General features: G+C 61.4%; 27 protein-coding genes. 6 read left to right on the top strand and 21 right to left on the bottom strand.

The annotated features are described in order from the left end of the window. Window positions 1–89: 89 nt before the first annotated feature. Complete coding sequence (locus tag ACZI8R_RS19300; RefSeq protein WP_463381279.1) at window positions 90–287, bottom strand: helix-turn-helix transcriptional regulator; 198 nt, start codon at window positions 285–287, stop codon at window positions 90–92. A gap of 66 nt (window positions 288–353) precedes the next feature. Here ACZI8R_RS19300 and ACZI8R_RS19295 point away from each other — a divergent pair, with 66 nt between their 5' ends. After that, on the top strand, window positions 354–1,022 hold the full coding sequence (locus ACZI8R_RS19295; RefSeq protein WP_463381278.1) for a hypothetical protein: 669 nt from the start codon (window positions 354–356) through the stop codon (window positions 1,020–1,022). Window positions 1,023–1,280: 258 nt separating this feature from the next. On the opposite strand, the gene ACZI8R_RS19290 is transcribed toward ACZI8R_RS19295, so the two are convergent. From ACZI8R_RS19290 to ACZI8R_RS19240, 11 genes are all read right to left on the bottom strand, one after another. After that, on the bottom strand, window positions 1,281–2,183 hold the full coding sequence (locus ACZI8R_RS19290) for a hypothetical protein (RefSeq protein WP_463381277.1): 903 nt from the start codon (window positions 2,181–2,183) through the stop codon (window positions 1,281–1,283). Between the two features lie 10 nt (window positions 2,184–2,193). Continuing rightward, the gene (locus ACZI8R_RS19285) at window positions 2,194–3,027 is read right to left on the bottom strand and encodes a hypothetical protein (protein WP_463381276.1); all 834 of its coding nucleotides are present in this window, start codon (window positions 3,025–3,027) and stop codon (window positions 2,194–2,196) included. A 16-nt stretch (window positions 3,028–3,043) separates the two neighbouring features. Further along, window positions 3,044–3,568, bottom strand: a complete 525-nt coding sequence (locus ACZI8R_RS19280; protein ID WP_463381275.1) for a DUF1643 domain-containing protein — start codon at window positions 3,566–3,568, stop codon at window positions 3,044–3,046. Continuing rightward, window positions 3,561–4,295, bottom strand: a complete 735-nt coding sequence (locus tag ACZI8R_RS19275) for a hypothetical protein (RefSeq protein WP_463381274.1) — start codon at window positions 4,293–4,295, stop codon at window positions 3,561–3,563. The genes ACZI8R_RS19280 and ACZI8R_RS19275 overlap by 8 nt, the downstream gene beginning before the upstream one ends. A 194-nt stretch (window positions 4,296–4,489) precedes the next feature. Further along, window positions 4,490–4,843, bottom strand: coding sequence for a hypothetical protein (locus ACZI8R_RS19270; protein WP_463381273.1), 354 nt, complete (start codon window positions 4,841–4,843; stop codon window positions 4,490–4,492). Between the two features lie 50 nt (window positions 4,844–4,893). Further along, a complete protein-coding gene (locus ACZI8R_RS19265) occupies window positions 4,894–5,262 on the bottom strand; it encodes a hypothetical protein (RefSeq protein ID WP_463381272.1) in 369 nt (122 codons plus the stop codon). 6 nt (window positions 5,263–5,268) lie between these two features. Next, window positions 5,269–5,451, bottom strand: coding sequence for a hypothetical protein (locus ACZI8R_RS19260; protein ID WP_463381271.1), 183 nt, complete (start codon window positions 5,449–5,451; stop codon window positions 5,269–5,271). Next, a complete protein-coding gene (locus ACZI8R_RS19255) occupies window positions 5,448–5,693 on the bottom strand; it encodes a hypothetical protein (protein ID WP_463381270.1) in 246 nt (81 codons plus the stop codon). The genes ACZI8R_RS19260 and ACZI8R_RS19255 overlap by 4 nt, the downstream gene beginning before the upstream one ends. Beyond that, on the bottom strand, window positions 5,690–6,034 hold the full coding sequence (locus ACZI8R_RS19250) for a hypothetical protein (protein ID WP_463381269.1): 345 nt from the start codon (window positions 6,032–6,034) through the stop codon (window positions 5,690–5,692). The genes ACZI8R_RS19255 and ACZI8R_RS19250 overlap by 4 nt, the downstream gene beginning before the upstream one ends. An 898-nt stretch (window positions 6,035–6,932) precedes the next feature. After that, a complete protein-coding gene (locus ACZI8R_RS19245) occupies window positions 6,933–7,448 on the bottom strand; it encodes a hypothetical protein (RefSeq protein WP_463381268.1) in 516 nt (171 codons plus the stop codon). A gap of 9 nt (window positions 7,449–7,457) precedes the next feature. Then, window positions 7,458–8,270, bottom strand: coding sequence for a hypothetical protein (locus ACZI8R_RS19240; RefSeq protein ID WP_463381267.1), 813 nt, complete (start codon window positions 8,268–8,270; stop codon window positions 7,458–7,460). A gap of 137 nt (window positions 8,271–8,407) precedes the next feature. Here ACZI8R_RS19240 and ACZI8R_RS19235 point away from each other — a divergent pair, with 137 nt between their 5' ends. The 3 genes from ACZI8R_RS19235 (at window position 8,408) to ACZI8R_RS19225 (ending at window position 11,260) form a co-directional block, all read left to right on the top strand. Continuing rightward, complete coding sequence (locus ACZI8R_RS19235) at window positions 8,408–9,577, top strand: ATP-binding protein (RefSeq protein WP_463381266.1); 1,170 nt, start codon at window positions 8,408–8,410, stop codon at window positions 9,575–9,577. Between the two features lie 238 nt (window positions 9,578–9,815). After that, window positions 9,816–10,223, top strand: a complete 408-nt coding sequence (locus ACZI8R_RS19230) for an excisionase family DNA-binding protein (RefSeq protein WP_463381265.1) — start codon at window positions 9,816–9,818, stop codon at window positions 10,221–10,223. A 47-nt stretch (window positions 10,224–10,270) separates the two neighbouring features. Then, window positions 10,271–11,260 carry a DUF3039 domain-containing protein gene (locus ACZI8R_RS19225; RefSeq protein ID WP_463381264.1) on the top strand — a complete coding sequence of 330 codons (990 nt, stop codon included), beginning with the start codon at window positions 10,271–10,273 and terminating at the stop codon, window positions 11,258–11,260. A 4-nt stretch (window positions 11,261–11,264) separates the two neighbouring features. Here ACZI8R_RS19225 and ACZI8R_RS19220 read toward each other — a convergent pair whose 3' ends face one another. Then, entirely contained in the window at window positions 11,265–12,032 is a 768-nt protein-coding gene (locus ACZI8R_RS19220) for a YfbU family protein (RefSeq protein ID WP_463381263.1), read from the bottom strand. 147 nt (window positions 12,033–12,179) lie between these two features. On the opposite strand from ACZI8R_RS19220, the gene ACZI8R_RS19215 reads away from it, so the two are divergent. After that, window positions 12,180–13,190 (top strand): hypothetical protein, encoded by a 1,011-nt coding sequence (locus ACZI8R_RS19215; RefSeq protein WP_463381262.1) that lies wholly within the window; start codon window positions 12,180–12,182, stop codon window positions 13,188–13,190. 452 nt (window positions 13,191–13,642) lie between these two features. Here ACZI8R_RS19215 and ACZI8R_RS19210 read toward each other — a convergent pair whose 3' ends face one another. Beyond that, a complete protein-coding gene (locus ACZI8R_RS19210; protein ID WP_463381261.1) occupies window positions 13,643–14,473 on the bottom strand; it encodes a hypothetical protein in 831 nt (276 codons plus the stop codon). A 971-nt stretch (window positions 14,474–15,444) separates the two neighbouring features. Between ACZI8R_RS19210 and ACZI8R_RS19205 the strand changes: the two genes are divergently transcribed. After that, window positions 15,445–15,735 carry a hypothetical protein gene (locus ACZI8R_RS19205; protein ID WP_463381260.1) on the top strand — a complete coding sequence of 97 codons (291 nt, stop codon included), beginning with the start codon at window positions 15,445–15,447 and terminating at the stop codon, window positions 15,733–15,735. Window positions 15,736–15,799: 64 nt separating this feature from the next. On the opposite strand, the gene ACZI8R_RS19200 is transcribed toward ACZI8R_RS19205, so the two are convergent. From ACZI8R_RS19200 to ACZI8R_RS19170, 7 genes are all read right to left on the bottom strand, one after another. Next, window positions 15,800–16,222 carry a GNAT family N-acetyltransferase gene (locus tag ACZI8R_RS19200; protein WP_463381305.1) on the bottom strand — a complete coding sequence of 141 codons (423 nt, stop codon included), beginning with the start codon at window positions 16,220–16,222 and terminating at the stop codon, window positions 15,800–15,802. A 1,591-nt stretch (window positions 16,223–17,813) separates the two neighbouring features. Further along, window positions 17,814–18,419: a hypothetical protein gene (locus ACZI8R_RS19195; RefSeq protein ID WP_463381259.1), complete on the bottom strand. Its 606-nt coding sequence runs from the start codon at window positions 18,417–18,419 to the stop codon at window positions 17,814–17,816. A 94-nt stretch (window positions 18,420–18,513) separates the two neighbouring features. Continuing rightward, a complete protein-coding gene (locus ACZI8R_RS19190; protein WP_463381258.1) occupies window positions 18,514–22,620 on the bottom strand; it encodes a LysM peptidoglycan-binding domain-containing protein in 4,107 nt (1,368 codons plus the stop codon). After that, window positions 22,617–22,895, bottom strand: a complete 279-nt coding sequence (locus ACZI8R_RS19185; RefSeq protein ID WP_463381257.1) for a hypothetical protein — start codon at window positions 22,893–22,895, stop codon at window positions 22,617–22,619. The genes ACZI8R_RS19190 and ACZI8R_RS19185 overlap by 4 nt, the downstream gene beginning before the upstream one ends. Continuing rightward, a complete protein-coding gene (locus ACZI8R_RS19180) occupies window positions 22,892–23,362 on the bottom strand; it encodes a pilus assembly protein TadG-related protein (protein ID WP_463381256.1) in 471 nt (156 codons plus the stop codon). Before ACZI8R_RS19180 ends, ACZI8R_RS19185 begins: the two co-directional genes overlap by 4 nt. Next, entirely contained in the window at window positions 23,359–23,814 is a 456-nt protein-coding gene (locus tag ACZI8R_RS19175; protein ID WP_463381255.1) for a TadE/TadG family type IV pilus assembly protein, read from the bottom strand. The genes ACZI8R_RS19180 and ACZI8R_RS19175 overlap by 4 nt, the downstream gene beginning before the upstream one ends. After that, window positions 23,808–24,233, bottom strand: a complete 426-nt coding sequence (locus ACZI8R_RS19170; protein ID WP_463381254.1) for a TadE/TadG family type IV pilus assembly protein — start codon at window positions 24,231–24,233, stop codon at window positions 23,808–23,810. The genes ACZI8R_RS19175 and ACZI8R_RS19170 overlap by 7 nt, the downstream gene beginning before the upstream one ends. Window positions 24,234–24,261: the final 28 nt, after the last annotated feature.

Genomic DNA, 24,261 nt, shown 5'->3' with positions numbered 1-24,261 from the left:
TACCTCGCCACCCCCTGTTCTCGTTCCGGCCGCGCGGCCGGCGAAGATCGTACGTAGCGAATCCGAGTGCGGAGGCGTCACATGCCGCTCTAATCCGAGGGTGTTCGCACCTTTGCGAGCGGCCGATTCTCGGCCCATGTGTCGATCGTGGATTCGAGCCATCCCCGGTGTGTGCCGACAACTGCATCAGGGAAGGGGAGAATTCCCTTGCGGGCATACCCCTTCAGCGTGTTCACGCTCAGTCCGGTTTTGTCCGCGACGTCAAGGAGTGAGAGATAACGGATCACAGCTTCATGCTACGAGACATGCGCGACACCTGTTCGCCCGTAAACCCGAGGGGTACGGGCGCCGCAATGAAGAAGCCCCAAGACAGGATTGATGCAATGACCATCTCACCAGAATCAACCTCCACGAACGAGGTCACGGTCACGTCGGTGCTCGATGACGGCGACTATTGGGCGCTGGGTGAAGGTGGCCCCGATCCCGACGACATGGCGTGGTGGTCCGTCTCGAAGTCGATCGTTCCAGCAATGCCCACAGGTGGCTTCTATCGGATCACCACCCTCAATACTGGACCGAATCCCACAGAAGTCGTTGGGCTCGAGTCTGCGAACGTCGGATATGGACTGTCCCCTAGAGATATCCAGGACCTGATCACCAAGGACGAAGCCGAGGAACTCCTTACGACTCTCTCCCGCGTCGTGTGGGGTACGAGCTGGTCGCACGACACGCCGCGCAACGTATGGGAACTCCTGTTCGTGATGCCCGATCCCAACCAGCATTTCGCCGACGGCACGCACGATGAGGTTGTCGAACTTCTGCATGCGTTACTGACCCGTACTATCGAGCGAGGTTGGTGGCCCTTCCAACTCGACGAACGCGACGAACGCGGAAGCCACATAGGAGTACGACCGATCGATGAGTGGAACCGGTCTATGCCACAGGCACAACGCATCGACAGCGCCTCAATGTCTTCGCTACTGAAAGCGCTGAACTCAAAGCAAGTACTACCCCAACAATGACACCAAACAGGGCAATCGAATCCACCCTTGGTCACCACCAGAATGAACAGTGGCAATCCAAACAGCATCCGAAACAGGTCAATCATGGGGCAAGACGGCGATCAATGCGAGCAACTTAACCGCGGTTAAGTTGAGTCCATCGGACGGTCTGCTGGCCGCGGTGGCATCAGAGTCGATGTTGCATATAGACCCGAGTCTGCAATTCTGTCGGGGCACACACCTCGGCCGAACAGCAAACCCCCAAGTGGGAAAGAACATTCACATTCCCACGCCATCGCAATCAACATAGCGCGCTCGGTCGGCATCGAGATCGAACAGGGGCCGCACATCGGGGTCGCGCAGCACACGGAAGTGGCGCCCGGAGTCCTCGAGGGCGTCGCGGATCGCGACGAACGCGCGCGGCCGCGCAGCGATTATCGCGGCCGCGTGACTGTCCGCTGCGCGAAGGAGACCGGAGACCGACCGATCGCTATCGTCCACACCGGGTATCGGATAGTCGGCCGCGAGCAACGTTGCTGCATCACGCTCGGCTTGCAGATAGTCGGCGCACCCACCTCCTGTCACCACACCGATGTACCGTTCTGCAGCTGTGCCGGCGACGGTCGTACACAGTCGTTGCCAGACCGCGGTCAACGAGTCAGCCTCGACGGCGGCCAGGTAGTCGACTCGGCCACCAGAGTCGCCGATTTGGCGGATGTGCGCGGACTCGATGGTGCCTCCTTGCGCGAGGACAGCTAACACGTGCCCGGCCTCGTGCGCTGCACGTACCTCCACAGTCTCGGCCGGATCGTGCAGTTGGGCGACGGCGCGCGGTGCCAACTCGTCGCGGATTCGGGCGACCTCATCCGTATCTGTCGGGTCGACGGCGCGGGCCCGGGCAGCACGTTCGAGCAGGCTGCTGCTCTCACGACTGTTCCTCAACCGGGCCATCTGCCCAAGGGGCGCAGCAGCACTGACCATCACGCCACGGTCGACGAACAGTGGACGCAGAAGCGCCCACACACTCCGCGCCATCACCATCGTCAGAACTACACGGACGAGCATCGCGGCCGGGAGATCGAGCACCCGCTCGGCGAGTGGTTCGCTGTTCGCCCACACCACTGCCACCAGCACCAATGCCGCGCAACTTTTGCTGGCGGCCCGCATGACACGAGCAGTCATGCTCGATCGGTCAGGCAAGACGTGCATGATCGTTCACCGCCCCCGCGGCATCACCAATCTGAGCGGCTGTATCCACGGCAACAGCAATCGAGTTCTGTATTCGCGAAACCAGCCCTGTGAGTTCGTGACGAATCTGGTAGGCGGACGCCCTCGTCGCATGGTGATCGATCACCGCATCAGCAATCAGATCGAGCACCACCTCGTCTTCCACGCGAATCCACCCGGGAACCCTTTCCTTCAGGCGTGCGCGAAGCCGCACTGCCCATTCGAGGTCGTCACTCCACCTCGAAGATGCGGCCGAATCCTGAAGCGTGGAGACCTGCGACCTCGCGGTGGCGAGCGCCTGCCGCAGGTCCCGCAGTTCGTCCGTGTGAGCTTCCTCCTGGACAACCGCACGACGCGTCTGCCAGCGGGCGATCTTGCGCCACGCCTCCGATTGCTCGACCGGCGAAAGCTGCGGGGCCGGCCGCACCACCGTCATCGACCGAGTGCGCCGACCCGACGGCGGGGACATGATGCCCCAATGATCGGGAATCTCGAGTCCCGACACCAGTTCCGGGTCGGCAACCACCAACCACCACTGCGTGCAATACCGGGCCCAATCATCGTGTTTGGTGGGGTCTTTCAACTCGGCGAGCACATCGGCGCGGCTGACTTTGATTTCGTGGCCGACCAACGCGTTTCCAGCAGTGTGGGTGAGCCCGTATGCGATCAGGTCCGCTCGCCGATCCGAATTCGGTGCCGCGATCTCCGCGGCCAACTCCCACCCCGGGCGCCGCATCGGCGGGTTGTAGTGGCCGGCCAACATGGTCAGCACCTCAGCAGCCGTAATGGCTTTGCTCATCAGTGTGTTTCCCCTTCTACGACGCCACGGACAGGTTCGGCGACCACTGCACGAGAGGTGCGTCGGCGCGCACGTACAGCGGGTGCCGTGGGTCGCCTCCCGCAGTGACTCCCAGGCAATGCCACCTGCACTCGCCGACCTCGGCCACCACCTCCGCGATCCGGTCCACCGGGGCGCGGGCACCCCACGCCGCAACCACCAGATCCGCGGACGCTACCGCCCGGGCGAGGTGGCGGGGATTGTCCGGTCCCACGATGTCGACGCCACGAGCGAGCGCGGCGAACAGATCAGCCGGATCGGTCGCCCGATACGCGAACAGGTTGACCACCTCGAGGGCGGCGCAGCCGAATGCCGAGGCGAATGCCTTACACCGCCGAATCGTGGGGTCGTCCACAGAACCATCAGCGGTCGACGGATTGAGCATCACGAACACGCACCGGCCACCGCCCACCAACTGCCTGGAAAGAGTGCGACGCAGCCAGTACCGGTACACCCCATCCTCAGACAGATACGCACCACCGCCGACCACACGGTCAGTCATTTTCGAGAACCTCGCCGCTCTCCCGCAGGGCTTCATGCCCAACAAGGCCCGACAAGTTCGGCGTTACGTCTTCGGCGGGCAATGAACGTGAACCGACGGCCTCGCTACTTCCCGGCCTGGTCCATCCGTCTGCTTCGAGCTTCGTCAGCAGTGCTCGAACACCTAGGTAGGTAGGAATTCTCAGCTCCTGGGGTGTGGATTCCCATGTGCTCGGCCCCCACGGGTCCATCCCGTCATGGAAGGCTCGTGCCGCACCCTCCACAATGGCGCTCGCTGTTGCAGCTTCAGCAGGTTGTGATTGCGGACCCGCCGCTCGCGGCAACAGTCGTCCGCCTGAACAGCAGCGATGACGAGGGAGTGCACACGGACGTTCCAGGATCGCGGCGACGGCTGTGCGTGAGATATACGAGGTAGCCCTGTCGTTCGCGGCGTCCACCAGTTCCCGAACCTTGGCTACGGCCTCACGATGCGCTTCGATCTGCGAGAGGCATTCGTTCAGAGACAGCGTCATCTCTCCGAGGCGGACGCCCAACGCCCGACTGATCTTCTGCTGCCAGTCGACATCGGAGGGGCGGGCGGCTCTCACCTTTTCGGACCTCCGGTGCGCCACCAGTTCATCCCGCAACGCAGGGAAGTTGCCCTCGACCCATTCGCTCCACTCGAGGGAATCATCCGAACGCCAGTCATGAATCAGGGTTCCTTCGTCCAGATCCACACGGTCAGACATTGGTCATATCCCCTCGTTCTTCTCGGATACCTTGGTGATCCGCCAGGGACCGTAGGCGTCGAGCGGGACGACTCGCCCAGCCTGGTTTCGAAAGCGACGATCTGTGTAAAACTTGCAAACAACAGGACCGCTCTCAACTTGAATCGCTCCCGTACCCCGCAAGTCGTCAAGCAACTCATACCGGCCTTCGCTCATCAGTCGCTCTCCTCGGGTAGCACCTCGGTTACCGGGAACGCGATGTCGCCCCACGCTTCGCCGTGGGCCCCGTAAGAACCTTCGCCGGCGCCTTCGTAGTAGACGCCGTTTCGGTCCCGAAACTGCACCGGGCGTTCGGGTTCTGGGTCGCCTGCCTGCCACACACGCGGCAGGTCGTCGGCGGTCTCGGTGTCGGCGGGGTCGTTCTGGGTCACCGTGAGTGTTCTGGTGGTGTGAATGCGGGTGTCGGCGGCACCCGCATTGGCAGCGGCGATCACGTACGGGTCGTGCAGCTGCTCGGCGCGCATGCGACGCAGCCTGGCGACGAGGTACCGGTAGCGCTCGTTCGTCATGAGTGGACATCCCTTCTTTCGTCGAGAAATGGCAGTGTGCGTTTACTGGGCTAGTCGGATGATGGTCTGGTGTTGTATACGGTCCACGGCTCTTCGATCCGTGTGACCACGAACGGATCACGGTCGCGGTAGTGGTCATCACCGACCAACTGCGCCAACTCCTGTTGAGCCGCTTCAGGAGAAGTGAACGAACCGGATACCTCCTGGAACCGACCATCCGCACCCTTCACAGCGACGGCGTAGTGTCGCTGCGGTTGCGAGCCGGGAGTCGCGTTACTCAGAAGTGCGTCAACCGCGGCCTGAGCCGCGAGTCCATTTTTGGCGAACTTCGCAAGCTCGTTTTCGTTCGACATCGTTGGGTCTCCTTCGCCTTCGCATTTGTTCATCGCAGGGCCGATTCGTAAATTGGTCACGGTCATCGCCGATTACCACCACCCGCAACCGGAGCACACGTCGTCTGGGTTGTGAGTGCATTGTGGCCAGGTGTCGAGGACGAGCCCGGACATCGATGTCAAGGCGTGTGCGCCGTCGTGTCCGGCTTCGCGGTGGCAGTCCGGGCATTCGGCGATGTTGCGGGGCAGCGGTTCGATGTGGTCGAAGATCTTCATGCCGCCTCCCGACTGGGGTAGGTACGGAGGTCTCGGTGGTGCTGGGGGTGCGCTTCGTGCAGCTCGGTGGCGGTGGGCCATGCGCGGTGGTTGCCGGCCCATCGGATGTGGCCGCAGCGGCAGAATGTGACGTCGAACCAGGGGTGGTAGGTCGCTGGTTCGTGGTGCAGATCGATACAGCGGTGCCGCAGCCCGGTCGGTGCGGCGGTGTTGAGTTGGTGCCGGGTGTACGCGCCGCTCACGACCGATCCTTTATCTCTGTGGTCGGCGTTAGCTCGCGGCCGCGCACGATCAGGGCTTCGAGTACGTCCTCCCACCAACCGGGGTCGTCCTGAGCCAGGGCCCACTGGGCGCGCTGACCGTATCTGCGGATCTCGTCTTCGAGTTCGTGGACGCGTTGGACGAGTTGCCGGTTGAGGTTGTCCCGGTTGACCTGCACCTGGCGGGTGTAGTGGCGCAGGTCTTCTTCGTCGGTGATCTCGAAGTCCGCGTACTCGTCGTGGTCGTCCTGCCACGCCGCGACGATCTGATCGGCCAGATCCAGGCTCGGTGCGGCGGAACTATGTTCGGGTGCGGTAGTCATTGCTGGTCCTTTCAGGCTGCGGGGTGCAGGGTGCTTCGGCCGTGGGCGAGGGCGGTGAGGATGTCGCGGGTGGCGTGCACGTCGCCGAGGGCTCGGTGCATAGTTCTGATCCCTCGATTCCTCAACGGAAATTGGTACGAGCACGAACTCGAGCAAGATTCAGAGGTCCTCCCACACCGGTCGAGATCTACCGCCCTGCCGAAGCTCCTCATACGCCCAACGGCCAAAGTCCTGCGCAACTGGCTCCTCGATGTTCAACAGAGCAGCTGCGGTTGCATCAACCACGCGCCGAAGTCGCTCGATCTCATTGCGCAGCCGAGCAAGATCACGCGCCACTATGGGTCCAACATCCTGCGAAGGTTGGTGAAGACTCGTGGTCATGGCCGATACCTCTTCCGTAAAGAGTTTCCGTTCCACCGCACCCGAATAGACGAAACACCCGATGAGCGCAGTGTTCGAAACACCCAAGAAGCGGTGGCTCTACTTCATATAGATCCGGTTCCTGGCGTCTCTGTGACAACAGCAGGGGAAGACGGGCTCGTGGGCATGCACCCCTGAAACAAATCCGGGGCCTGGCGACATACCGAACTCGCCTTATCGAGTCTTGTTTGCAGTTCCCTCAGAGGATGCTCATCGATTCGGCGTACGCCGGTGACTTTCGAACGCGGCGACATCGGCCACAGCTTGCCGGGTGAGCGTTTGCAGGTGATCCAATCTGGTTCTTTGCTTGCTCGTACTCGCGGCGACCGGCACTTGTCTTTGCCGTATCGGTGAGGTCGGTGGAGCTCAGCACAACAGGCGCGGCACCAAAGTACGCGGGTATCGCATGCCAGCTCCTAGCCGTGCAGACTCGAAGGTCAGACGCCCGCCCCTCGTGGCGTGCTGGACGGGGAAGCGACTAGTGAGAGAAGTCGCCTCCGACCGAATCCACAGCCTCCTGTACGGCTGACGGCTCGAACGACAAAATCCGCCACAGGATCCTTTGGCCTAAGTCGGGGCGATACTCCGACACAGACGGCTCAGCAGCGGCGTGACCAAGGCAGCCGACCCGCACATCGAGCAGCCGCGCCAACGCCACGGTCTGTTCCCAACTCGGGTAGAGCCGGCCGCGTTCCCACAGATCGACTTCAGGTTCGGCGGCCAGGCATGCGCGGTCTACTTCCGGACCGACGTGATTGCCGTCGTCCAAGAGCTTCGATATGTACCAGGGCACCAAAGATCCGCTCTGCCACAGCAGATAGTCCTGCTGATCCGGAGCACGAAACTTGGTTCGCTCCATCGCGTAGTAGTCGCTGATGATTCGCACAACCAGCGCTGTCTCGTCGTCGAGCTCCGGTGGGTCCGTCTCGGTGTTCATGTTCGGCTGAGGCACCGAATCTTCGCCGTGTCTGCGGCGGCGACGAAAAATATTCACACGGCGAACCTATATCCCAGGCATGTAGGCCAGGTACCGACGGAAATCGAGGTCGCTTGTGTCGCGGCGGGTCAGGTAGTCGAAAAACAAGCATGGGCGCCGGCATTGCACCCCATCGAGGTTCGCTGACGCATAGTCTCGCGAGGCCGGCAGGTGCACGGTGCGCAGCCCTACGAATCGTTGTCCGCGTGGTTTGAGCCCAAGATTGAGATGCACACCAGCCGCAGGTCCCTCGTTGACGATTCGACGAATGAGCTCGAATGCGCCGGGGGACTGAGTGATGACGTGGTGGGCGAGATCGACCGTCAGGAGCAACGGTGGCTGTCCCGGCATTCCTGATGAGATGCGGTTGGCGGCCTGTTCGATCAGGTCAAGATCTTCGCTGGGGGAAGTAGAAACGCGATCGGCATGAGGAAACCAGAGTGGCCCGTCGATGCGTTTAGGGTCAACGAGCCATGTCTCCCAGCCGGCACCGTGTCCAACGAGAGCAAGCATCGCGAGTAGAAGGGTGCCGCCGGAGCCGGTGCGGTGATAAACCGCAGTGTCTTTGAAGTCTCCCCGGAGTCGCCCTTCGTGGTCCGCGAAGAGGGGAACGGGTTGCGCTGGGGGCAACGGCGCATCGCGTCCACAGGGGGCCGGTAAGGGTGTCAGTGATGACTTGGTGATCTCCGCGCGATAGCCAGCCCCATCGATAAGCGCCTCGATGGTATCGAGAGTTGGTGCGGCCGAGCCTGTTGCAATGCGATGCCGCGTGCTACGGGAAACACTGGACGTTCGCAGATTCCAGAGGCTCGGGTTTTCGAAGAATCGTCGCAGCTCCATAGAACAACGCTAACAACTGTCCCGTATGCGGGACGAAAACTGTCGCTTATACGCGACATGCCTGGCGCCAATCTACAAACATCTACCGAGATATAGTGAACTACTATACTTCGATACATGTTGATAGAAGGTGCCCCGTGGACCCCGTGAAAAACCCCTACTCGCCAGGCGCCGGCAGGAAACCCGCCGCCCTGGTCGGACGAGGCGAGATCCTCAACGGCTGGCACGTCTCCCTTCAACGAACCCAAGCCGGACGTACCGACCAACCCTTCGTGCTGTACGGACTCCGCGGAGTCGGGAAGACCGTCCTCCTCTCGGAAATGCGACGCACGGCAGCAAAGGCCGACTGGATAGTTACCCAAGTAGAGGCAGAACGCGGCCGTGACCTACGCGAACTACTCGGCGAATCGCTCTACGAGCCACTCAGCGACCTCGCCCGCCCGGGCCTGGGCGCCCGAATACTGCAAGGCCTCAAGACAGCCGCAAGCTTCAAGGCGTCCTACGACCTCACCGGCACATGGACATTCGGACTAGACCTGACAGGGGCCAGTGGCGGCGGTGCCGACACCGGAGTACTGGATACCGACCTCCGAAAACTCGTCCGAGATCTCAGCACCGCTGCGGCAGAAGACAACAAAGGCCTAGCGATACTGATCGATGAAGCCCAGGACCTGGACGAAACTGAGCTCACCGCACTCTGCGCCATCGCGCACGCTGCAGCACAGGACAACTGGCCGTTCTTGATCGCCCTCGCAGGCCTCCCGAGCCTGCCCAGGTCACTCGCCGAAGCCAAGTCCTACGCAGAACGGTTCCAGTACTGGCGGATAGAAGAACTCACCTCCCCCGACGCCCAGGATGCGTTGACAAAGCCCGCCCACGACGAGGGAGCAGAGTGGGCACCAGATGCCCTCGAACTGCTCGTCGACCAATCGGGCCGCTACCCATACTTCCTCCAACAGTTCGGACAGGAAGCATGGACAGTGGCTCAAGGACCGCAGATCGCCCTGCACGACGCCCAACTCGGCGTCGCATACGGGCAGAGCCAACTCGACACCGGCTTCTTCCGGGTTCGATGGGACCGCGCGACCAAAGCCGAACAGGACTACCTGCGTGCCATGGCGGTCGACGGTGACCGTGGCGGCTCATCCTCCAGCGATGTCGCCTCACGCCTCGGCAAGACACCACAACAACTCGGACCGGCCCGCGCGAACCTCATCGCCAAAGGCCTCGTATACGCACCCGACTACGGCGTCATCGCCTTCACCGTCCCCGGAATGGCAGCCTTCATCTCTCGACAAGCCCTGTAGCGACAGTGACACCCTTCGCATCGGCCGCATGCGCGCTTCCTTGGTGAACGCGGGCGATGAGAGCGACTGGGTGTCTACTCCCGGCGACGCGGTCGCCTTGAACGCTGGAGGTGGGTGCCCGCGTTGGCAGCTTGCGTGGTTGACTGAACGCGCGTACTTTCAGTTATGACAGTTACGGCACATGTGGCAGATGGTGTTGGATCTGTAGACCCCACGCAATAGATGGAGCTGAATAGTCGTGCCTGCAATCAAAGAGTTGGACGCCCGAACCGTCGAGCCCGCCGACCTGGACGCACTCCGAAAATTTGCAGACCGAGTAGCGAGCGCTGAGCTTCGTGATCTGCTCCGCGGACTCGCCACATCCGTCGAAGCCGGCGCCGATGTCGCGCTCACCCAGTCGGACGACGAGCTTTCACCCCAGCAGGTTGCAGATCGACTGAAAATGAGTCGCACACACCTGTACAAGCTGCTCGACAACGGCACCCTCCCCTCGCACCATGTGGGGACGCACCGACGTATCTACTTCCGAGATCTTGTCGTATTCGAAGCCCAACGCCAGAGCGAGCGCCGCGCACTCGCAGAGCAGTTCGCACATGCCGATGCCGGCAATGAGGCCGCCATCGAGGAACTCGCCGCCGAACTGTAGTCGACGTGAAGGTCTGCACCGTCGGACCAAATTGGCATTATGGTCCGGTGACCATTCTTCGTACTGCGCGGCCAACACAGCGGGTCCTCACGAGCTTGACCTCTGGTTGGACCAGCTCGGTTGATCAGCGTGCAGTTTCAGCGCACAAATGGGGCGATCTGCACCCGTATACCGAACTGGCACACCCGCTGATCGCGAAAGCCGCCGCCCTCTACACCGAGGACCCGTCAGCGGATCCGCCTGCACAACCTATTCGCTGCGCTTCCGCATTGAACTTCCTCGAAATCAGAGGAGGCCAGTGGCGAGGAGCCATCTGGGAGGACATCAATGACGGGTCCCGGTGGCTGGTAGCCGCGGGCCTGGCAAAAGGCGAACATCGCGACAACGACGACTTCTACGTTCAGCTAGCGGATGTCTTCAAGCGAGGCGGCGAGAAGGATCTACTCCCAACTCCGGACGATCGCCGTCATCTAAAGATCGAAGGTGCAGGGTGGGCAAAAACTCTGTGGGAACTCGGTATTCAATCCAAGGTGCACGCGCTGCTGGATAGCTTGGAATCTGGGAGCTCGGCATCGTTCCAGGTGCAGCATCCACTGCGTGACGAGAGATTCGCGACGGTAGAGGTCACGCACGGCGCGGATCCGGAGATGGAGGAGTTCGTGGTCGAGATCGCCTGGCATACGAACCAACAAGGCAGCCAGGTGGCGTGGGCCATGATCCGCAGGGTTCTGACGTCGATCGCACCCGTTGCTCAAGAATGGGACACAGCTGGTGGCATCTTCTCCCAGTACGTGCCTGTCGGCCATCGAGAAAAGCGAACGTATGAGTTGGCAGCAGCGGACGAGGCGCAAGAACTGGTTACCCACGAGCCCAATTCCGCGGGCCACTACGTTCACTCTGACCACATCGCACGCAGCACTGTCGAGGGGAGGGCAGTTCGCGCTTTGTGTGGAGTCTTCTTCGTGGTCAGCCACGATCACAAGAACCTGCCGAACTGTCCTGAATGCGTCGCGCAGCGCGCTGAACTGCCTGTCTGATCGACTAGCGGGAGTGGGGTCGATTCGAAGGATGAACGCGCGCATCGGCGATCTGCTGCAGTTCCTCGCGAGAGAGTAGGTAGTCCGACCGGTCGAGCCCACGTTTGCGGCCGTCCATGATGGTGCGGTATTCGGACAGCATCCGCATGTACGTTTCGAGCACGCGCGAGTGTGAATTGCCGTTGTCGTTGCGTACCAGCTGGGGCTTCAGTTCGGTCCATCTGTCCTCGCCCATGAGGAAGTGCACGTAGCTCGCCATGTGTCCTTCCAGCGGGTCGTTGTGATCGAATCCTTGGAATTCGAGCCGGTAGGCCAGTTCCTCGTCGACCGGGGTTTCTCCCTCGGCCAGGTGACTGATGCTGTACGTGAGGATTCGGAACATCTCGAGGATGTCGGATACACGGCCGCAATCTCGTTTCGACAGCTCGGTATTGAAACCTGCGGTTTCGTACCAGTACTCGCCGGTGTAACCGCTCTCCAGGATGTCTGCCCGCGTCAACTGATACTCGAGATCACCGTCGACGTTTGTGCCCTCTTCTGGTAGCACCTGCGCGAGGATGCGATGGAGGAGGGAAAGTACCTGCCGGTCGATGATCGGCATGGTCTCCGGTGCAGGCTCGACGCCGTGCTCGCCTTCCCGCTCGTAAACGGGGACGACCGACTCCATCAGTAGGTTCCTGACGTACTCGCTGAGGGTGACGCCTTCGTCGTCCGCCATCTCCTTGAGCTGATCACGGATTCGGTCGTCGACGCGAATGTTCAGAACGGCCATGCTTTCCTCTCGTATGTGTGTCATACGTTAGTATACCACTGTCATACGATATGCGTTTTCCTAGTTCAGGGACGTAACATCTGCGTGTCTGACTTCTCACGGAGCGCCATAGTTCCGAACGGGAACCATCAGAGCTAGGGTTCTCACATGCAGACGACACTCGATCACCGGATCCTCGGTCTCGCCCGCTCAGCGAAGGCCGCTGCAACCTCCTACACCGCCACGTTCGAACAACTAGTCGACGTGCTCGTAGTCAACCCAGCGGTCAAACAACTCCTCACCGCCGGCTACACCCACGCACAAACAGCACGGACCATGCGGATACGGAAACAGCACGTAGGCATCATGGCCCGCACGCCATTTCACCCCCTCGAACCAGCAGAGATGCTCGCCATCGACCCATGGGCAGTCGGCCGCAAACTATGGGTCAAGGACGAACTGTTCGAGCACGCCATCGACGCCGCCCTCGAATGGGACGCCGAGCACCTCGCGCACACAGCACCCGTCAGCGAACACCCCCACCAATACCGGATCGTGTCCCTCGAAGAGGAAATCGAAAGATACCAAGGCGCTTATGCGCGAAACGAATCCACCAAACCACATACACCTCGCCCCGAAGATGCCCAAGCCCTGCGCATCAGCACCCTCCGCGCCATCACAGCCGGCGCCAGCATCACCGACCTAGGCCAAGCGGAAACCGCAATCGCCGAGCTGTTGGAAACACCCCTTGTCCCTGAGATCTCCAACCATCTCTATGCAGCACTCACACGGCACCGAAGTGCGGACCCCGGAAAACCCTGGGCCAAAGCACGATACGAAGCACGCAAAGCACGGGAAAGGGCGGAACTCGAACAATACGGGCGCCTCCGCCCCACCCTCGACGACAACTCCCTCGACCCACGCGTCCTCGCCCGCGACATCGTGATGTACAACTTCGGCGACGCCCGCTTCATCGATCCCGATCCAGAGCAACCCCGACGAGAGACCACGGTCCGGAACTTTGCGAACGAGCTCGGCGTCCGCTGGGACCGGAATCAAACGTACCGCCCTGAACGGCGGGCACCGAAAGAAGTCGAACAGGAGATCAACGCAGCTCTCGACGCCTACCTGTCCACGAGTGAACCACACGAAAAATGGTCCACCAGAAGCGACATCTGATGGACCACATCGATCAATCCTCAGGCGTGAGCGAATCGGACCTCAAGTTCCGAAGCCGCCACTACTCGTGGATGCGCTCAACGGTAGGTCCAACCGGATCAGCAGATCGTTCCCGACGACGATCGCGAGCGATGACGAAGCACTGGTACCCCATGATAGCCGTGGTGGCGGTGAACACGAATCGTAAGGCTCCCCATTCTGCGTGTAGCGCACTCCAGACAGTGCCGTAGAAACACGCAGCGACGAGAACGATGTTCACGATGTTCGGGGGTTGACGTCGAGCTGCTAGCCGATCGAACACAGACATGGGTGTCCTTTCCGAAAAGGTATCGCAGAGTGACCTTCTCAGGTGGGTACGACACTTTTCCACCACTTATAGATCCGCGGCCACTCTTCTGTGTGACAGCCTATTGAAAACTGGGTGTCGTGATGACGCCATGAAGGGTTCCGGGTCATCTGACCGACGTGGCCTCGTACTTTCGGAGCCACGCCTTCAAACTGCCACGGTCCTCGTCGTAGGGGGTCAGAGCCAACGTCCGCAGTGCTCCATCGACCAGTCTTGCAAGTCCGGTGGGATCGGCCAGCTCCCCATACCGCGGCGCTCGTGCCACTGAGTATGCTTCCCAGTACGCCTCAACAGCTAAAGTGCGGTCGAGTCCCGGATACTGGAAGAAGCGACACTCTTCTCCGTGAAAGTTGTCGAAGATCTCGTTCAACCGGATCGACAGTGTCTCCGTGCTTTCAGGTGCGTTCGCATCGAAATCGGTCACGTATTCACGCACAGTCATCAGCTTCTCTGCAAAATCCGGCCGGCTGATGAGGCGCACGGCGGAAGCCACCCTGTGAGCGGATTCGACTTCCTCACCGACGAGCATGAAGGCGACGAATGCACTGCAGGTCACAGCGATCGTCCATATCACTACCGGGGCGGGCGCAGCCGAATGGCCATCGATCAATGTTGCGGCCATCAGCGACAAAAATCCCGACCAAACTCCGCAAACGAGGGTCAGGGCGATTAAGTCCAAGCCCATGTTCCGGGCCGCCCACCAAGTGAACAGATTCAACAGTGCGAACCCAACAAGCCAACCCCACACGTGACCGCCGGACACCGGGCCGGGCAGTTCAAGTGCCAACACTGCAGCAGCAGCAATCACCAGAATAGAAACCACTGTCCACGCACCAGCTTTGACGGTGTCCTTGATGGACAAAAACTCCAACGTGGTTCTGATGTCGTACTTGGTTCGCTGAAGCTCCTCAGCATCTCCTCCGAATGTCGATGTCACAACTACCCTCCCTTTGATCGAGCATTAGTACGGTTCCGCGAAATTCTGTCGTCTCGGAGCGTCGTGGGCCCCTCGCCGAAACCTCGGTGCCTTACGTATACAGGACCATGGGGACGCCTCACCTGAGGCTCGAAGCCGACCCCCTCGTCGATTGACCTCTTGACTTGGCGTCCGCATGTGATCTGCGATTGGCGGATATGACCTCGAATGCCGCTGTCGGATTCGGGGTGACCGCAGAAATTTCCACCACCATCGACTACAACCTGACCCAGCGTTGGGCAACCACCCTGCACGGGGCCGGCTACCACGGGATCCGATACTGGACCCGACACGAACTCGGTCGCACCGCTGCGGTGTGTAGCAGTGTTCGACCTCGGCGGCACACCCGGCGACGACGCCAGCTACCGCGTGCACGACACCACTCCCCTTTCCGAGTGCAACCAGCTGTGGGAGCACCTTCGACAACAGACAGGAATCGAAGTCGCCGATATCCCGAACTCGCTTTGACAGGCATACCGGCCACAGCCCGAAAACTCCCACCAAGCATCCGAACGATGGCTTGTCACCGGTAGGCCGTCCATGAGCTGCGGTATCCGTGCCCCCGCAGCCGTTTTCGATCACGCGCGAGGGTGAGTCTCCGCTGTCACGACGTACTGGACCACATCGCACCGACGAGTACGCAACCGTGCGCGTCCATGAACCGGTCGCACTTCTCGCGCAGATCGTTTCGTCGGCGGGCACGCGAAGACCGGATGCACTCTCCGAATGCGGACGAGATTGCGAAGCCGATTCGGAAACTCGGTGAGTTGTCGAGGTCGGACCTGCGGGTTGTATGTGCGCAGGTAGCCGCGACCGCCTACATGAGAACGCACCTCCAGGAAAACTCCAGGAAATTCTCCAACTGCACACCAGCAGGTCAGAGGCACTATTTCAGTTGCGGGGCCTGCGCTTCTCCATCTACCGTCGGAACCATGACGAACCAGCGTATCGACGACGAGCTCTCCGTTGTGCAGTGGATCCAGAACACCATTACGCGCCTCGCCCGCGACCCCGACGCAGTACCGAAGAGCCTGGACGCATGCCGTTCCCTTCCCGAACTCGAAGCGGTGTGCACGGCAGAAGCGGCAGCTCTTCCGACCCACCCCCGCACAGGCCGCTTCAGCGGTCATGACGCTGCGATGTGGCAGGCCCTCGACTGCGGCGCCAAAACCGCCACACACATGCAGAAAGGATGGGTAAGAACGAATTCGTGCGCCTCGTAGTCCGAGGCGAAGTCGCCACCCGAGTCCACCAGGCAACCGGCGACTCCAACGCCAAGAACGCTTGCTACAGGTCCTTCGCGAACCATGCGCCGGTCCGGGTGATGCGCATTTCCAACGGATGAGTTCGATCGAGAGCGGGCTGGGTTATCGATATCTCAAACCCCGACTTGCGGTAGAACTCTGCCAAGTCGCGATCCCCTTCGGCCACACCAACAATCCGGCGAAAGTTTCTGCGGCGTAGACGCCTCTCAACTTCGCCCAGCAAAGCCGCTCCAACTCCCTGAGAGCGAGCAGTTGGATCAACCGCCAGATGTGACAACAGAGTTGTCCGCCTGGCGACTTGCCACCCAACTCCACGCCCATACGCACCGAAGTACGGCGTTATCGGCTGGCAGAAGACACCACCAACAATCTGCTGGGCGGCATCTCGGCAGACTAAGGACAAAACGACGGACTGGTACTCGGGTTCAAACACAGACAGCGACATGACATCTGGCCCGGTGTCCAGAAGATGCTCGTGGAATAGCCCGTTCACCGCGACACGCTCGGGGTCAGTGGTAATCGTCCTGATATCGAGCCCAGCGGCCGTGACAATCTTCGCGGGCCGCTGACGAGCAATACGCGGCGCCGCATCGGAGTCGACGGTCCCAGAATTCTGCCTCGATCTTTGTTTACGACCCACCTTCTTGATCCCCCAGTTCTGTAGGGCGTAGTCCCAGCGCGCGACGGTGCACAATGGGTAGTTACGTTGATAAACGAGTCAGGCCACGGCGTGAGCTACTCAAACAACCGCTCGATCCTCCGCACATGCTCACGCGTGTACCCAGTCCTCCGCACAATCTCAACCTGCGGCATACCCGATTGTCGCACTGACCAAATCTCCAAGTGAAGCTTCTCCCGAGCCGCCTTCTCGCCGGCCACAGCACGGGAATGCTTCTTGATGGCGCGGCCGAGTTCGTCCATATCCAGCACTCTAGTGACCGATGAGGACGCCAAACGGTGTTGGCCACGCCATGCACGTGCAGTACAGGTTCGCATTGCGGACTCGTGACAACCTCAAAGGGGCTCCAACAGAATGAAATCTGGTGGAGCCCCTTCTATCGTCGAGAGCTTTCAGTTGGTTACGAGCACCTGCATCTCACCCACACGAATCTCGGTACGTGACGTCAAGAGAATCGGGATTACACCTCCTTGCGTGCCAGCTGGCGTCGTCGCTGTCCAGTACACCAACCAGTTTGAAGTGAACGAGGGCTTGATTGTGCCTCCCGGCTCGAGCTCGGAACTCTTCTCAAGGTGGTGGCTGCACCCGGTGGGGCTGGGGAGGTCCACGAAAATGTCCGAATACGGAACCTGCGCTCCCCCAGCACATATGACAGGCGGAGCGCCCGTACCCCAATTACCGAGAATCGACGTATGGTGACCGGTCGCGGTAACGGTGACAGCGCCGACAGACGCTACGGAAGTCTGAGGTCCAACCGTGCTGGGGCGGACCTGATCTGAGCACACCCACATCCAGGACCACAATCCGACCAAACCAACATTCCCAGGCGGTGGCGGCTCCCCATTCGCCGGCGTCATGCACACCGGAGGTGGCTCCAACTGCAGCCCAGTGAGCGCCTGCTGCACGACCGTGGCCACGTCGACGATCGGCGGTGTCTCGGGGACACCCACATCTGGGCTCAACTGAACACATTCACCCGGGTTCGCGATACCGCATTCCCAGGTCGACCCGTCCTCATCCTCAACAGTGAAGGCCTGCAGGTCGCCTTCCTGAGTGTCGACACGAGTGATGGCCGCGTCTTCCGTCTGCGAGTACCGAAGGGGCGGTCCGGAAGGTTCAGCCGCTCCCCCACTGGGTCCTCCACTCGTACCCGGGTTCCCAGCAGCGCCACCGCCCTGCGTACCGGTCACCGACGGAGCCTCCGTGTAAGTGCCCTGAACGACTACCGTCGATCCACTGTTGCCAGGACCTGTAACGACATCTGCTCCACCGCCACCGGCCGCCGGCTGCGCTGAAACAGGAACTGATGCCAACGTCAAGCTCAGAGCTCCGATCACAGCTAGGCCGAGTGACTTCTTTAGCACTGGTTCACCTTCTCGGTGGCCTCACTCGTGACCTTCCAGCCATCAGAAGAGGGCCAATCAGGGTTACGGACAGTGAACCGGGCAAGAATGAATTTCCCCCGGTCTGGCGCGACCGCACTAGAACCGTCTGCATGCTTGCTGTCCCAGGTAGTGATATCTGTGCAGGATTCGACATGCACCCAAGCCGGCCCCTCAACGGGTTCGCCGCTTCCATCTGCAGGAGCATCGAGTTCAGTCACATGAGAATGAAGTACCGTCACCTGGCCAGTGCTCACGACGCCTTGCGAACGGCGGAGCATGACATCACCGGTGTACTTATCCAGAACCGGCCCACCGGAGACTTGGCTCAGCTTCTCGACCGGGATCGCTGGGTCAGCATCCACCTCCCCCAGGACCGCGTAGTAGCTTTCCACCTTTTGTATGGCTGCGTCGCTGGCTTGTTCTTCTGCTGGTTTGTCGGAGCCTTCAGCCCCTGTCAGGACGGGTCCTGACGACTCTGTGGGGAGTGCTGGCGCTTCGTCGTTCCCACATGCTGCGGTGAGGATGGTGCTTGCTGCGAGGAGGCCGATCAGTGGGGTTGCGGTGAGTCGGGCCTTCATTTGTGGTCCTCCTTTGCGCTGTGGGGGCGCGGTTGGTGTGCAGGTGCAGGGTATCCGGTGGTGGGGACGCTCGGCCGGGGTTCGTGTGCGTGCATCAGCTTGCCTTGCTGATGGTGTAGGGGGTGTCGCCGGTGGTGGTGTGGAAGTCGGCGAGGAGTCGTAGTAGTGCGGTTGTTTCTTCTTCGGGTTCGACTTCGAGTGCGGTGAGTTCGGTGAGTAGGTCGTCGATGAGTTGTTGGGTGGTGTTGATGTCGGAGCGTGCGTGGGAGGCGAGGATTGCGATTCGCCAGAGGCCTTCGTGGGTGGGGTCGATTGTGAGGCCGCGGGTTGCGAGTTCGTATGCGGTGCGGGCGTCTGAGGTGTGGTGTAGGTGGCGGGAGGCGAGTTCTTCGATTGCGTCGGTTGTTGCGGCGATCATTTCTTGTTGGAGGTATTCGGCCCATACGTATTTGGTGGGGTCGGGGCTGGTGAAGGGTTGTCCGGTGATGAGTGTTGTGGCGGTCGTGAGTTGGGTGTCGGTGGCGGTGGTTGGGTGGCCGTTGATGAGGTGGTTCCAGATGTCCCAGTCCGTTTGAACGTCTGGGTGGAGCCGGTATCCGGATTTGCCTGTGCGGTCTCCGGATTTGGGGAAGGCGAGTTCGCCTGTTTCGGTTTCTCCTAGCCAGTTGCGGAGTCGGGAGAGGTTGTTTTGGCGGCGGACGGCCTTCTTCTTGGGTTGTTCGGTGAGGGGTGCTTTGTCGAGGGGGTCGCGGGGCCAGATTTTGGCGTCGAGGTCGTGGTTGACGATTCCGGGGTGTGTGGCCAGTAGTGCGGCGAGTTCGGTGAGTGATGGGGCGCGGCCTGAGGGGGCGTCTGTGCCGTTGAGGGGGGTGATTGTGGGTGTTCCGAGAAGGTGGATCCAGATGTGTCCGATGTCGATTTGTGGCTCGGGTGTGGGGGGGACGGATGTGAGGGATGTGTCTGTGTGATGGGTAGCTGCAGCTTTGAGTTCGTGTGGGGTTTCGGGGGTGTCGGCGGTGGCGATCGATGGTGTGGTGGGTGTTTTGAGGACGTCGTCGATGGTGTCGGCTTCGTCGATGTTGAGTTCGAGGATTTCGGCGGTCCACATGTCGCTCAGCGATGAAAGGGTCGGCTGCGGCTGGGCGTGGGCGGTGTCGAGGAGGTCCACGAGGGCTTCGTAATCGGCCTCGGTGAGTTTGGTGGGTTTCAGGTCGAAGATGGTGCCGGCTCTGCGGGCGAGTTCGCCGTGATGGTCGTCTGTTGCGGTGAGTGTCCAGTCGGGTGTTGTGTCGCCAGTTGCTGTTACGGCTGCTACGGCGATTCGTGGTGCTTTGTCGAGAATTTCGGCGAAGACCTGCTTCTGGTCATCGGTGAGAGGGTCGGCGAGGAGCACGATTTCCGGTGTCGTCATCTCACTATCGTCGTAGACCGTGCGGGCGGCGGACATGGACTCGATGCCGGCTGAGTGCAGGGTTTCTGCGTCAATCGCGGTGGTTCGTGCGAGTCGCGCGAGGACTTGGTCTGCGTCGTTCGCGTAGGTGAGGTGTCCTGTGTCGACGAGGGGTGGGAGGTCTTCGCAGAATCCGACGAGGGTGACGTTGAGGTTGTCTGCTAGTGGTGAGAAGGCGAGGAATACTGCGAGTGCGCGGTTGATGTCGAGGGCTGTCTGGGGTGTGGCCGCGACGCCGAGGTGTCCGAGTTGTTCGAGGTTGAGCAGGATCCGTGCGCCGTCGGGCAGATCGCCGAGTTCTACGAGTGCTGGGTAGGGGCTGACTGCGGTTGTGGGGGCGTCGATTTTGCTGTTGAGGGGGATGGACCAGGCGTTGGTGTCGCTGGTGCGAATCCAGGGTGTGGGGAGGTCGATGTCGTCGAGGAGTGCGAGTTCGATGCTCTCTTCGTGGAGGAACACTCCGAGAAGTGCGGGGAGCGGCTGGTCGGTGGTGCGGAAGTGGGCAGCAATATGTCGCAGGGCGACGTCCAGCGTGTCGAGGATGGCGGGGTCGGCGCTGGCGCGAACTACTTCTTCGGTCTCGGTGGCAGGGCCCGTGGGGAGTGGGATCCGTTCTCCTCGTTGGCGGCGATGGTGTTGCCTACGGCGGTAGGTACCCAGGGCTGCGAGAAGGGCAACTGCTGCGAGGCCGGATACGCCGAGGAAGGTAGAGGAGGCGATTCCTTGGTCCTCTGCCTGCAAATCGGTGGTTTGTGCCGCGTTTTCGGGAGCGCTGGGCACGCTGGTGTCGAGAGGAATCTGTGTGGGTGGGAGGTTCTGTTCGGAAGCGCTGGTTGGTGATTCGCCGGGTTCCTGCGCTGATTCGGGCATTGCCTCTGTCGGTACATTTCCAGGTGCTGCTTCCGGTGCTGCTTCCGGTGGCGTTTCTGGTGCACTTTCCGGTGCACTGTACTGCTGTTTTGCTGTCGAATTGTCAGATTCCGATGACGGCATCTCCGGTACAGGGACAGGCTCCGGCTCCGGCACGACCTCCGTTGCTGGGGGTGCGCTCTCGGACCGGGGGCTGTCGTTCGCTCCCTCGGATTCCTGCTCCGTAACGGCTTCTGTGCGCTCCTCCGCCACGTCTGGGACGGAGGCTGGAACGTCTGGAACGGCGGCCGGCGCTGAGTCTGCCTGCTCGGCTGGAACAAAGTTTCCATTCGCGTCGACCACCATTCCGAACACGCGAGCGGCGGCTTCGGCGGCGGCCTGTGCTTCGGCCTGGGACATCTCGTCACCACCCGGGACCATCTCAGGCAACTCCGGTACGTCTTGGGCGGCCAGGGGTGGAGTGGCTGACTGATCGTCCACCGAGCTGTCTGGAGTCGACGTCGTCTCGTCGGACTGTGGTGAGGGATCCGAGGGTAATTCGGCGGGCGCAGGTTCGGTTTCCGGCTCGGTAGGCGTGTTCTCCGGGTCGGTGGGCTCCGGCGCTTGCTCTGGAATACTCGAAGGTGCGTCGGGGCCATCTGTGACCTCAGGAGCAGGACTAGGAATCACGGGTGAAGCCGGTGCAACCTCGGTCGGCGCAACGGATTCGGGTGCTGGCGCAACCTCCGACGGCGCAACCTCGGAGGGCTCACCAGACTCGGGTGCTGGCGCAACCTCCGACGGCGCAACCTCGGAGGGCTCACCAGACTCGGGTGCCGGCGCAACCTCCGACGGCGCAACCTCCGACGGCGCAACCTCCGACGGCGCAACCTCGGAGGGCTCACCAGACTCGGGTGCCGGCGCAACCTCAGTGTTCTGATCCGCTTCAGGGACAGGCTCGACGTCCGGTACTGCTTCCGGCGCCGGAGCGGCATCAGAGACGCTCTCCTCGGATGGAGCAACATCGGGCGCTGGGAGCGCTTCCGGAACGGAAGTCGTCGGGCCAGGATTGGCTGCCGGCGACAGGTAGAGCTGCTGGCCCACCGTGATGAGGTCACCAGTCAGCGGGCCGGTTGCGTCGCGTATCTGAGTCCACTGGCTGCCGTCGCCGAGGTGTTGTGCGGCGATGTCCCACAGTGTGTCACCGGATTGAACGATGTAGGCGCCGGATACGGGGGCAGGCGCTTCGGCGGGAAGAGTTAGTGTCCAACCTGGGTGCAGCCAGTTGTCGTCGCCGATCTTGTCCAGGTTCAGGTTTCGAATTTCGGGATAGCGGGTGCCATCGCCGAGGTGTTGCTCGGCGAGAGACCAGAGGGTGTCACCGCGCACGGTCGTGATCGTGTCTCCCGGCGGAGTTTGAGCTGGTGCTTTGGTCCATGACGGCGCTGTTGTTTTCGCCGGTGCTGTGGGACTGACGGGTGCGGTGTGCGCTGGGGTTGAGGTGACGTGGCTGATATCAGCAATCGGCTCAGCTGTCGCCGTTCCCGCCGTGATGAGCATGAGAGCACCACCGACGAGAACTGCGGCGGATCGCTGTTGAAGTCCGAGCCCTTTGATCGAACGCGGGCGGGCACCGCGAGCGGCCGCGAGAACTTCGAGACCGATCGAGTAGGTGAAGGTGGCCCAGGCCACCCAACCGACCAGGGTGAGTGCGGAGAGGAAGAGAGTCCCGTCATCGCGGGTGAAGAGCAGGTCACCGATGCCGTCTGCGCTGGCGAGGCTGAAAAGTGGGGCCAGCGGGTTGCCCTGGAGGAGGTACAGGACCGTGGGGATTCCCGCGACGAGTGCCAATAGGACGACGAGGTAGACGAGTCCTTTGAGGCGGCTGGCGGTGGTCGTCACGGTCGGGGTGTCCCTTCGGTCGTGGTGTGGGGCCGGGGAAAAAGTGAGGCGACGAAAATCGCCCAGGCGATCCAGCCGATTCGGGTGATTGTGTCGTAGAAGACAGTGCCGTCGTCACGGGTGAACAACGCATCGACGACCGTGTCGAGGCTGGGGAGTGTCGACGGGATCGGATTTCCGGCGAAAGTCCAGAGCGCGCACGGGATCCCAGCGGCAAGAACTGTGACAGCTATCGTCGCGGAGACATTGAAGATGGTTGCGCGCGTTGTGTTCATGGGCTGGGCAGGATCCCTACTCCTCCACCGAGGGTGTTGGTTCGGTTGAGGCTGACATGTGCGGTCCCGGTAACGGTCTGAGTTCCGAGTCCGACGATGCTCAGTACTTTTGGCTGATAGGTCGCTTGGGTGGTGATCAGGAGGGTGTTGGGCCCCGAGGGGACGACGACGCCGTTGACGTCTGATGCGGCCAAGTACTTCTGCGCTGCGGCTTGAGCGGTGAATGGGTTGACGTATGCGCCGAGTCCACGTGAAGCGGGTGGGGTGAGGACTTCCTGACCGGCGGTGCGGGCGGCTTCTTCGGCGACGAGTTCCGCGCGCTGCTTGGCCTGAAGTTTGCCGCCACCGTCCACAACGAGTCCGAGGACGACGAGGAGCGCGAAGAAGACGATGACGGTCCACACGGTGAAGGAGCCGCGGTCTGCGGGGCCGAGACGGTTTTGGAGCCAGCTGCGGAAGGTGGTCATCTGTTGCGCTCCCGGTAGGTGTCCAGGGGTGATGTCGCGGTGTGGGTGATGGTTCGGGTGCCGTGGATTCCTGCGAGACCGAGCGCATCGAAGCTGACGGTGCAGGTGACAGTTGCGCTGATCTGCGCATTGCTGCCGGGGCGGGTGAGGAAGGCGCTTGTGTCGACGGTGGCATTGAGGGCGATGCACGTGAGACCTTTGGCGGCGAGGTCGTCATGTGCCGCTGTTTGAGCCTTGGGGCCCGCCTGCATAGCGGTACGGGAGATCGAAGCGGCTCGGGCAGCTTCGTTGGCCGCATGCTGGATTTTCATGTGAGCTTGGGCGACGAGTCCGCCGGCGATGAGAACGCCGATTAGGAGTAGGAAGACGGGCGTGATGATGACGACTTCGATGGTGTTGATACCACGATCGTCATTCCTGTTTTCGAGGAAGCGTCTGAATATGTTCACCATGGCTCCCCTGGGGTGGTCACTCGTTCGACGGGTGCGTTCTGGTGAACGGTGATAGTGAGGTCGAGGAACGGGATTAGGGTGATGGGTTGCCCGACGATATTGATGTCGGCGGTGCGGGGTGATCGGTTGGCAACGACGACTGGTCCTCGAAGGACGGTGGGGCCGGCCTCACCGATAAAGGCGTAGGCGGCTGCTGTTCCGAGTGCTCCGTTCCCGACTTGGGAGCGAGTTTGGCGAAGGCCCTCCTCTCCGGCTTTGATCGCGACATTGCGGGCGTGAAAGTACAAGCCGGCTTGAATGGCACCCATCAGGAGCAACAGAACGACGGGGAAGACGATGACGGTCTGGACGACAGCACCCCTGTCGTTGCGCAACTGGGTGCGGGTGCGTTGGCATAGTGCCTGTGCCGCGTTACGCATGGAGGTCCGCCTTGTCATGTGGAGATGG

It is taken from the genome of Rhodococcus huquni (assembly GCF_055231055.1).
This window is presented reverse-complemented; position numbering and strand designations above follow the sequence as displayed.